General features: G+C 49.4%; 15 protein-coding genes. All 15 read right to left on the bottom strand.

What is annotated here, in order from left to right; genetic code table 11:
- Positions 1 to 4: 4 nt before the first annotated feature.
- Positions 5 to 235 (bottom strand): hypothetical protein, encoded by a 231-nt coding sequence (locus DWX00_RS03615; protein ID WP_004840210.1) that lies wholly within the window; start codon positions 233 to 235, stop codon positions 5 to 7.
- A gap of 11 nt (positions 236 to 246) precedes the next feature.
- The gene (locus tag DWX00_RS03610; protein WP_118594669.1) at positions 247 to 2,088 is read right to left on the bottom strand and encodes a terminase gpA endonuclease subunit; all 1,842 of its coding nucleotides are present in this window, start codon (positions 2,086 to 2,088) and stop codon (positions 247 to 249) included.
- A 14-nt stretch (positions 2,089 to 2,102) separates the two neighbouring features.
- The gene (locus DWX00_RS03605) at positions 2,103 to 2,645 is read right to left on the bottom strand and encodes a hypothetical protein (protein WP_004840208.1); all 543 of its coding nucleotides are present in this window, start codon (positions 2,643 to 2,645) and stop codon (positions 2,103 to 2,105) included.
- A gap of 505 nt (positions 2,646 to 3,150) precedes the next feature.
- Complete coding sequence (locus DWX00_RS03600) at positions 3,151 to 3,393, bottom strand: hypothetical protein (protein WP_147398230.1); 243 nt, start codon at positions 3,391 to 3,393, stop codon at positions 3,151 to 3,153.
- The gene (locus tag DWX00_RS03595; RefSeq protein WP_118043609.1) at positions 3,390 to 4,055 is read right to left on the bottom strand and encodes a hypothetical protein; all 666 of its coding nucleotides are present in this window, start codon (positions 4,053 to 4,055) and stop codon (positions 3,390 to 3,392) included. Before DWX00_RS03595 ends, DWX00_RS03600 begins: the two co-directional genes overlap by 4 nt.
- 5 nt (positions 4,056 to 4,060) lie before the next feature.
- On the bottom strand, positions 4,061 to 4,312 hold the full coding sequence (locus tag DWX00_RS03590; RefSeq protein WP_118594667.1) for a hypothetical protein: 252 nt from the start codon (positions 4,310 to 4,312) through the stop codon (positions 4,061 to 4,063).
- Between the two features lie 92 nt (positions 4,313 to 4,404).
- Positions 4,405 to 5,070 carry a hypothetical protein gene (locus DWX00_RS03585; protein ID WP_118594666.1) on the bottom strand — a complete coding sequence of 222 codons (666 nt, stop codon included), beginning with the start codon at positions 5,068 to 5,070 and terminating at the stop codon, positions 4,405 to 4,407.
- A gap of 23 nt (positions 5,071 to 5,093) precedes the next feature.
- On the bottom strand, positions 5,094 to 5,522 hold the full coding sequence (locus DWX00_RS03580) for a single-stranded DNA-binding protein (protein WP_118594665.1): 429 nt from the start codon (positions 5,520 to 5,522) through the stop codon (positions 5,094 to 5,096).
- Positions 5,522 to 5,707, bottom strand: a complete 186-nt coding sequence (locus tag DWX00_RS03575; RefSeq protein ID WP_004840201.1) for a hypothetical protein — start codon at positions 5,705 to 5,707, stop codon at positions 5,522 to 5,524. The genes DWX00_RS03580 and DWX00_RS03575 overlap by 1 nt, the downstream gene beginning before the upstream one ends.
- A gap of 1 nt (position 5,708) precedes the next feature.
- The gene (locus DWX00_RS19560; RefSeq protein WP_158578739.1) at positions 5,709 to 5,846 is read right to left on the bottom strand and encodes a hypothetical protein; all 138 of its coding nucleotides are present in this window, start codon (positions 5,844 to 5,846) and stop codon (positions 5,709 to 5,711) included.
- 29 nt (positions 5,847 to 5,875) lie between these two features.
- Positions 5,876 to 6,319, bottom strand: a complete 444-nt coding sequence (locus DWX00_RS03570) for a type II toxin-antitoxin system PemK/MazF family toxin (RefSeq protein WP_118594664.1) — start codon at positions 6,317 to 6,319, stop codon at positions 5,876 to 5,878.
- A 14-nt stretch (positions 6,320 to 6,333) separates the two neighbouring features.
- Complete coding sequence (locus DWX00_RS03565) at positions 6,334 to 6,570, bottom strand: hypothetical protein (protein ID WP_118607921.1); 237 nt, start codon at positions 6,568 to 6,570, stop codon at positions 6,334 to 6,336.
- A complete protein-coding gene (locus DWX00_RS03560) occupies positions 6,551 to 7,165 on the bottom strand; it encodes a DUF551 domain-containing protein (RefSeq protein ID WP_118594662.1) in 615 nt (204 codons plus the stop codon). The genes DWX00_RS03565 and DWX00_RS03560 overlap by 20 nt, the downstream gene beginning before the upstream one ends.
- Before the next feature lie 10 nt (positions 7,166 to 7,175).
- Complete coding sequence (locus DWX00_RS03555) at positions 7,176 to 8,585, bottom strand: ParB/RepB/Spo0J family partition protein (RefSeq protein WP_118594661.1); 1,410 nt, start codon at positions 8,583 to 8,585, stop codon at positions 7,176 to 7,178.
- Between the two features lie 67 nt (positions 8,586 to 8,652).
- Complete coding sequence (locus tag DWX00_RS03550) at positions 8,653 to 9,021, bottom strand: hypothetical protein (protein ID WP_118594660.1); 369 nt, start codon at positions 9,019 to 9,021, stop codon at positions 8,653 to 8,655.
- Positions 9,022 to 9,053: the final 32 nt, after the last annotated feature.

Here is a 9,053-nt window from a genome sequence, read left to right as displayed (position 1 = left end):
GTTCTCACCTCCCATCAAAGAAGGCAACGTATGTATCATCCAGAAGTCCAGATGCCTCCTGCGCGTTCACTTCTGCCTGAAGTTCCTTCTGCATCTGTCGCAGAAGTGACAGGTCTGCTCTGGTCAGTTTTCGGCTTCCGATCTGGTATGACTGGCCTCCGATCAGGACCGTTCGGATTGCTGTGTTGACTTGCTTTAGCAACTCTTCGGTGTTCATTTGTTCCATTTCTTCCATCGACTTTCCTCCTATACCCAGTTTTCATTTGCTTTTATCCACGCTTCTTCAGGAGCGTACTGCTTTTCCTCCTGCTGCGGCTGTTCTGGTTCTTCCTCACTGTCCAAGTGCATCGAGCGAACTCCTCTGATGTCTGCCGCTGCCAGCGCGTACACTTCTGCGTCGAGGTAATGGTTGTCGATGTGAGAACGCTTCGGAACCCATTTCTGAATCGTTTTCTTTCCCGACTTCGTGTTTATCTTATGCTCCGCAGTCACCTGCTCTGCGTATTCAGTATCGCATCCCTCGTATACCATCCATGAGCCTCGACCGTTTGGTTTTTTCATTCTGGCCGCGATCATGTCCTTGTACTTGTCACCGTCAACGAGCACCAGATTCATTCCGTGCGCTGCGCTTGTCGGTTTATTGATTTTTGACATCTTGAAATGCGACATCATGGGATTGTTCGAGCCTTTGACTGGCAAGGCCCAGTCTGAATTGTTCGCGCAGAAGTCATATGTTCCGTCTGAATCATATCCAGAGTCAATCAGGCACAAGCACACAACCAGTTTCTGACCGTCTTCTCGCTCATATGCCAGATTCATCACTCTTTCAATATCCGCAAAAGACATTGCCTGTCCATGCGCGATATTTTGCGAGGTGATATGATCTCCCCATGCTCTTATAGTCCAATATAAGCACGTTTCCTGCACATCGACACCACCAGTCAGCATCCTCGCCCATCCCGGCACTGCAAGTTCTGGCAGATCAGTCTGTCTTTCAGCCACTGTGTCTGCCGTTGTCTTCAGTTTCGTGTCCTCCCACGGCTCCGCCAGCCACGAGTTGACGAAGTTTTGCAGTTTCTCCGGGTCATCCTTTGAGTCAAGGAACTCTTTCACAATCTCCGCCCATGACAGGAATCGTGAATACAGAGCATTGAGCCAGTATGACACCTTTCTCGGCTTTCCGATGCAGGTTCCTTTCACATCTCTCCACTCGCCCTGCCGAAGCATCTTGATTTTGTCCTTGTCGGTAATCTCGCATCCGCACTCCTGACACACATAGACGGCCTCTTTTGCCCTCTCTGCGTTTGTCATCCCTTCTCCGCTCGGAAAATGAATCTGTTTGAACGCGAACGTGATATACTCTCCGCAGTGCGGACACGGCATGAAATAATGCCTCTGCTCGTCTGCATCTTCGTGAATCTGCCAGACATAGTTCGTCTTCAGCGTCGGTGTTGAGCAAGTGTATATCTTCTTGCTGTATGTGAATGTTCTGGTTCTCTCCTTCGCCAGATTGTAAGGCGATGCCTCTTTTTTCGATGCACCGTCCATCTTGTCAATCTCATCGAAAAACAGGTACTTGATTGACTTTGATGCCAGTTTTCCGGGAGAACCGGAACCTCGAAGGTATATCTTCATCCCCCGGAACTTCAGGTTCAGTTCCTTCGATGAGTGTTCATAGAATCTCTCCTTGATCTCTGGTGTCTTTGTCAGAGACGGCTTGATTCTGTCATTTGATGTGTCCTTTGCCAGATCATCGCTCGGATATACAATCATCGTCGGTGATGGACTATCCATGATTATCCATCCGAGCATATTGAGCATCGCTTCTGTTCCGCCGACCTGCGTCGGCTTGCAGAAATTGATCTCCTGAATATATGGGTCATTAAACGCATCCATGATTCCGACCAGATACGGAGTGATGTCATTCGACCACTGGCCGGAGAAGTTGCTGGACTCATCCAGTATTCTGTATTTTTCCGCCCACTGTGAAACGGTCAGCTTTTCCGGTTTCTTCAGTGTGGCTTTAATTGTGTTTACAAATAAATTTCTCGTCCGTTGCCGGGAACGCTGTCGTTCAGACGATGACAAACTCTTTCACCCCTTTACTCGCTTTCGTCCTCGTCCTCTTCCTCGTCCATCTCTTCCAGTATCTGTGATGTGGTATCTTTGTCTATTTTCAATGGGTCATATTCCGACAACTCCTCCAATGTTTGAAAAATTTCTCTTTCCAGAATGTCCAGAATGACATTCACATCATCCTCTGACACGATCAGAGGTGCGACCTTCTGCGGAACGGACAAAAGCCTGTTCTTGAAATTCACAAGCATATCTGTCAGAAACTCCTCCACATCGTCTGCCTCATGAAGCTCTCTTTTCAGCTTCCGCAGCTTCAGGATTGAGATTTTCTTCTTGATCTGCTCGTGCTCGGCCTGTTCCTTTTCTTTGTTGTAGCCTGTACCCTGCTGCACTTCCGCTTCCAGCTTGTAATTGATGTATTCAGGGACGCATTTTTCCAAAACATAGTTTTTTTGTTTCTTTTCACTCGACAAACCCTTTGAAAACAAGCCGAACTCGTTCTTTAATTGCCGGACACGACGGTCTGTGATGCCTAAAATGGCGGCGAGTTCTTTCTGATTTACATCCATTTTCTGATTTTCACCTCCATTTCAGCGGCAAAAGAGGAAGGAAGTGCCGTATTTTTTTTGACTTTACAGGCAAAAATACCGGACCTTCCGCGCCCCGCATTCGTGGCCCCCCTGTGGAAGTACCTTGCGCCCTGCCGCCATCGTTGCAGCAGTCGCAGGACACAAAAACAGGGAGATCACCTCGTCAGTGTCTCCCTGTGCTCTCGCTCTTGTACTATGTGGTGCGGTCACGTTGCTTCGCTCTCACTCGTCCGCTTGTCCATGCTACCATCATAGCACACTTGAATGTCTCATTGTGTCTCATGTTTCTCTCTGCCCTGCCTCTGCTCCCTGTCGTGTCTGTCCACTCTGCTCCTCCTGTGTGTCCTTGCCGCCCTCTCGCGCCTCCTGCCGCCGCCTCCGTCTCCTCTGCTGTCTCTGCTCTCCTGTCCTTCTGTACTGGCTCTCACTGCCTCCGTGCGCTCCACTGCCTGTCCTCTGCCTCTGGTTTCTCTTGTCTGTCCTGCTATGTATGTACTGCTGCCGATGCTCCTGCTCTGATCTCCTGCGTGTCAGAGTCTGACACCTGCATCTGCTCCGGCTCTCTGATCTGCTCCCGATCTGGCCATCTGATATTTCCAGAAAAGAAAACGGCAACGAATACCCCACCTTGTTTTTTCGTGGTTCTCCGCTGCCGTGAGATGGATGTGTTGTGACCTGCTCCATGCAGATGCGATGAATGCGGCTCCTGCTGCCGTGCGTTCATCATGTCCTCTGTGTCTTCATTCCCTTCTTCTTTCTGCGATCAATTCTGTCCGCATTGCTAACCGCTTTTACTTTCTGATTTTCCTGAAAATATTTTCCAGATTTGTTTCCCGACTCTATACCCCCACTTTGTTTTTCAGGGGATTTCTTCAGCATCTTCCATTCCTTGTCCAACTTCCAGTCCGTGTATGCTTCCTCGTTCTCCTCGATCATTCGCTCAATGCGTCCCTTATTCAGCAACATCTCAATCGCTTTGTTATATCTCTTGTTGCACTGGCTCCGTGACATCGGGATGCTCTCCTGAATATCCTTCCACGGTTTCATGTCGATGTGTCGCAATTCGCAGATTTCTCTTTCCAGACTATCCTGCGGCAGATAATCCAGAATGTCCATCACGCGGACGATTGCTTTCTCCACTTCTTCCTTCTGTGTGTAGATTCTCTCCTCGATGTCTGACATCTTCAGGATGATGCTTGCTGCTCCATTCCCTTCTCCTGAAGACGATCGTGGCAGTGGTCTATATCCGACACCACCGATCGGAGCGTCCCTCTCTTCCGCAATCCTGACCAGCCTCTCGTCAAGCTGCTTCTTTCTCTTCTCTGCCCGGTAAATCTGGCCGAGCATCCATTTCAGGACATCCGCCTTCTCGTTGTTCGTTGCATCCATCTCTGTTACCTCCTGTTTGCTTTACTCTTTCTTTGCCGCCTCTTCTGACGCTTTTCTTCTCTCCTTGCCTGCATTTCCCTGATTGCCTGAATCTGTTCTTCGTCTGCCCTCTTCTGCTCCTCTGTGTACTCTCTTCTTGTCCTGCCGTCCTTTAGCTGGTAATGGAAGTACAGGGCCATCCCGACGATGTACAGTGCCAGTGCTGCGACTGCCAGAAGAATCAGAATGAGCACTCCCCAGCACACTGCTTTTATCACGCTTCTTTTCCTCCTTTCGTTTCTTCTCCCTCTGTTTCTCCTCATGTGTCAGATGCCCGACAGCACAACTCGCCGTCGGGTCTGAATATCCTTCATGATTCTTTCCTGTTCTCACTCCTTCTCCTCCTCTGGTTCCGTTCTGCTCGCAGTAACTGCTGCCGTCTCACCATCGGAATCCCTTTTCGTCTCCGGCTGTTGTTGGTCATGAGTATTTTCATGAGTCTCTGTGCTTTGACGAGTTCAGTTGTGATAATCCTGCTGCTGTCAATGATGTTCTGCTCCAACTGCTCCGCCGTCCATCCGGTTTCCTGTTCCAGTTCCTGAACTGTCATTCCTTTCGCTTCCGCCCATCTCTGAACGAACGGAGTGTCTGACTCTTCTTTCGTCTCTGCTGCAACCTCTGCCTGCAACTCCATTCTTTCGCGTACCTGTTCGGTTGCTTCTTCCAGTGATGCAGATGTCTCTGTTGTGACCTTCAGGATTGCTTCTGCCACTTCTTCGTGTGGCTTCCCTGTCATCTCTGCGATCTGCTTTGAACCTGCCTCGAATCTTTTCAGACGTTCCATTTCTGCCTGCGAGGTAACAACCGGGGCCATGAGTGCTGATTTCTTTTCCATCTCCTCGATTTCCCTGTCCATTTTCTTTGCCCTCTCGATGTCTTCCTCTGTTGCGATCATCGGTGTCAGAACAGGAGTCTCCTCTGCTTTCTTTCCTGTGATTTTCTCTTTAATCCACTTTGCTGCGTCTCTCAATCTCATCTCTTCACCTTCTTTCTCGCCCTTTAGTTGAAAGGCGGTAACTCTTCGCCGTCTGGAATGTTCATGAATCCGTCATCACCTGTCATTCCGTACTGATCGTCGTTCCGGTTCTGGTTCTGTTCTGCTGCCGCCTTGCTTTCTGCGAACTCAATGTCACTGACATAGATTTCTGTGGTGTACACCTTTCTCCCTTCCCGGTTCGTGTAGCTTCCTGTTCGGATTTCTCCCTCGACGATCACCTTTGTTCCCTTGTGCGTGTATTTCTCCACAAACTCCGCCTTCTTCCCGAAGGCAACGCACGGAATGAAGTCTGCGTTCTGCTGATTTCCCTGTCTCTGTCCTCTTCTGTCCACGGCGAGCCTAAATCTTCCCACCGCTGTCTGCTCCGGTCCGTTTGAATACCGGATTTCCGGCTCCCTTGTCAGGCGGCCCATCAAAATTGCTTTGTTCATCATCTTCTCCTTGCTATTTTCTTGAAAAACTCGCTGATGTCATTGATTGCCATTTTCAACACGGTCATAATCGTGACCAGAACGATGATTCCGATCACGATTGCGACTCCTAACATGAACAGGCCAACCACTGCCGACACGCTTGCTCTTGCGATGTCCTCCATCAGTAGTGCCAGCTTGTGCATCTCATTCCCTCCTCTCCATTAGCTTTTTCAGCAGTTGTTCGTGCATTGCTTTATATGCAGAGCACTCCGCCTCTGATCGGATTGTGCTCTCCTGCTGCTTTTTCAGTTCTTCTCGAAGCATCTGGTTCTCTTCGGCCATTTTCTCCGATTCTTCCTTGCTTCTGTCCTTCACGCTGCTCTGAATCTGCTGTTCAGATTTCCGTGAGGCCCCCCCCCCGATTGATTTTCGGCTCCTTCCAGTTTGATGCCGAGTCCGATCAGGAGCGCAATGTCAATCTGCTCCATTTCCTTCTCTGATGCCTTACCGACGAAGTTGTTGATTCTCTCCACAGACACCGGAGTCGGCTGTTCGCATAATGCCTCTGACTTTCTTCCGGTGCTCCTGATCGTAACGTGCGTCGGAAGGTCTTTCTTCGGTGCTGATGTCAGGAAAACCACTTCGAGCACATCGCTGTGCTTGTTGTTCGCATCGCAGGAGACGATCACCGCAGGTCTGTCCTTTTTCATCTCACTTCCGACGTGTTCCTTGCTTGCGTTGTTGATGTAATAGATTTCGCCTCTTCTGTACTGCTGCTCTGTCTCTGTTTCTTTGAATCCGTTTAATAGTGCCATGTCAATTCCTCCCTTTAGTTCGTCAGATTGCTTTCCCCCGACGGAAGCAACAATTTTAACAGTTTCTCTTCCTTCTCGTTCTGCTCTTGTGAACCTTTAAGCATCGCCGCCATGTAACTGGTTGTCAGTTGCAGTGACAGGCCGATGTCTCCGCCTGTCTGCTTCATAAATTGCTGAAATGCCATGAAGTGCATCTTCACTGCCCCTTCCATTGCTTCCAACATCTCTTCGTCACTCATTTTCTTCGCCATTGTCTTCCTGCTCCTCTCTGTATGGTTCCGGTAATGGCTGCCATGCGATAATTCTCAAATCTCTCCAACCGCTCGAACCATTCACGAACTCTGACCACTCGCCTCTCCATGCGCAACTGATACCTACCGTCTGGAATAATCTCTGATAGTTCCCGAACCGGAAATACTCAAACCACACGAGCACATCTTCGCCTTCCTCCGGCATCCGGTCTTCTGATCGAATCCATCCGCCTCTGTACTCCGGTGCTGTCTCGATCTCTTTTCCGTCTTCTCTGAACCGTTCCTTTCCTATCCGGTTGTACTCATCGAATATCCTCTGGAACTCCTCGTCCCATCTTTCTCCGAGGCCTGCTCCCTCGCCTGCTGCCACATGAGCCAGTTCATGTGCGAATATCTCCGTCGCGTCCATGATGTTCAATTCTGCGCTGATTGCGATGACTGGTGTCTCTCCTTTGCTGAACTGCGTGAACCCGAACACTCGGTTTCCTTCATCGTCTTTTATGCTCGGTCCAATGCAGGCTTTGTATTTCTTGTCTGGATAGAGGCTCCGAAAAGCCTCATCCAGAATCGCGAATGGTGAATTTATAAAAATCATGTTTTCCTCCTTATGCTCCGTACTGCATAGCAGGCTGATCTGCATACTCTGCTGCATCTGCTCCTGCTTCTTTCAGAATCTCCTGCTGCCGGATGCCTACGACACAATATCCGTCTTCCAGTGCTGATGATGTTCCTGCATCGTCCATGCAGACGATTTCCAGTGCCAGTTCTCTTCCGGTTGCTCTGCCCTGTATAAATTCAAGCGCGCTCACGATCATTCCAGTTCTGATCTTGTCATTTTTCAGAATCAGGTATGGTCTTCTTCCGGCGATCACATCCTCGAAGGTGTCCGTGGAGAGTCTGATGTACTCCTTTTCCTCCCTGCTATCAGATGGGAGATTGTTCATCTTCTCTTCCTGTTCCTGCTCGCGCAGCTTTCTGGCCGTCTCTCTGTCGATTGCTGCCTGCTCCTCATCGTACCTCTGCTCGTCTGTTTTCTCCGCCTCTGCCTTGTTGACATACTGATCGCAGTTCTCGCAGGTTCCTGTCTTCACGTTGCATTCTGCGTATCTCTTGCATGAGTAGCACAATGATGTGATACTCTCTGGATGCGCCTGCTCCCATTCTTCCTCCTGCTCCGGTTCTTCTCCCTGATCGGACTCTTCTTCGTCCTCCGGTTTCTCATAGTCCTTCGGATATTCCATCTGTCCCGGTAACGTGTCAGACTCTGACATCTCTTCCGGTTCTGTCCGCTTCGCTTCTCTGACTTCTTTCCATGTCGGAGCCTCACCCTCCTCGTGTGCCTTCAGCATCTCCTCCTGATCTTCTTTCGGCATTCCAGAGAGTTCATATGCAGCAGAGAACGTCAGCTTGCCTTCTTTCAACTGCTCCACGAACTCCGGCAACAAATTACTGTTGATTCCATCAATCTGCGCCACCTTCGTTCCTGACAGTTTCATGATATTCGCCACAACGTCTCTGATCTTCTTTCCGTCCAGTTTCATTCCCTGAAGTGTCAGTCCGTGCTCTTTCATGTACTGCAAGGACTCTTTCAGCTTCTGCGCTTCTTCAAGCTGATCTTTGATGTTCTTCGTTCTGTATGAGTTCGCAACGATGATCTGCACCATCTCCTCGTGTTCTTCGGCAGGTGTCAGAATCTGACACGTTGCCACCTCGAACTCTGAATACCCTTTTTCGAGCAGAAGGTTCAATGCTCTCCATCTCATTTCACCAGAGATAATTCTGTACTCTCCTTTCTCGCAAGGGTCATATGTAACTGCCATATTCTCAATCAGTCCCACGGCGAGAATGAGGTTCGACAACTCCTCAATATCCTGCCTTGAATAGAAATTCATGTCGTTGCTGTACATCTTCTTCACGCTGATGTCTCTGGTTCTGAACCGCGCCTTCGGTCTGTCTTCTGCTGCCGCTTTGCTGTTCCGGTTGATTGCGTCCATGACGCTCCATCCTGCTGCCATCACTTATCCTCCTTCGTCTCTGTATCTGATGACTTATCCACAATATCCACATTTCCTGCCGGGATAACTACTCTTTCAGCACCACCTGAATCTGCTTCAGTTCCTTCTGGCTTGCTTTCGCAATGTCCAGATGCTCGTCCGATGCTTCCTCGTCGATGTACTCCTGAATCAGTTCTTTCAGTTCCTCCGGGTCAATCACGATCTTCAGGTGCTTCGCCATTGCTTCTCTGACCAGTTTTGAGCACTGCTTGTCTGTCAGGTTCCTTTTGTTGTCAATCTCCTTCAGTGCTTTGTCATATGCTTCTGTATCGAATCCGTAGCAGTTCATCAGTTTCTTTACAAACCAATCGCTTCGTTTCTTCTCCGTCTCTGCTTCTTCTGCCTTCTTTCTCAACTCGTCCAGCGTGTCCAGACTAATCGTTGCCGTTCCTTCCATGCCGTCTACCTCCTTTTCTGCTGTTTCTTGAT

The sequence above is a fragment of the Blautia sp. AF17-9LB genome, assembly GCF_003479185.1.
GTDB lineage: Bacteria > Bacillota > Clostridia > Lachnospirales > Lachnospiraceae > Fusicatenibacter > Fusicatenibacter saccharivorans.
This window is presented reverse-complemented; position numbering and strand designations above follow the sequence as displayed.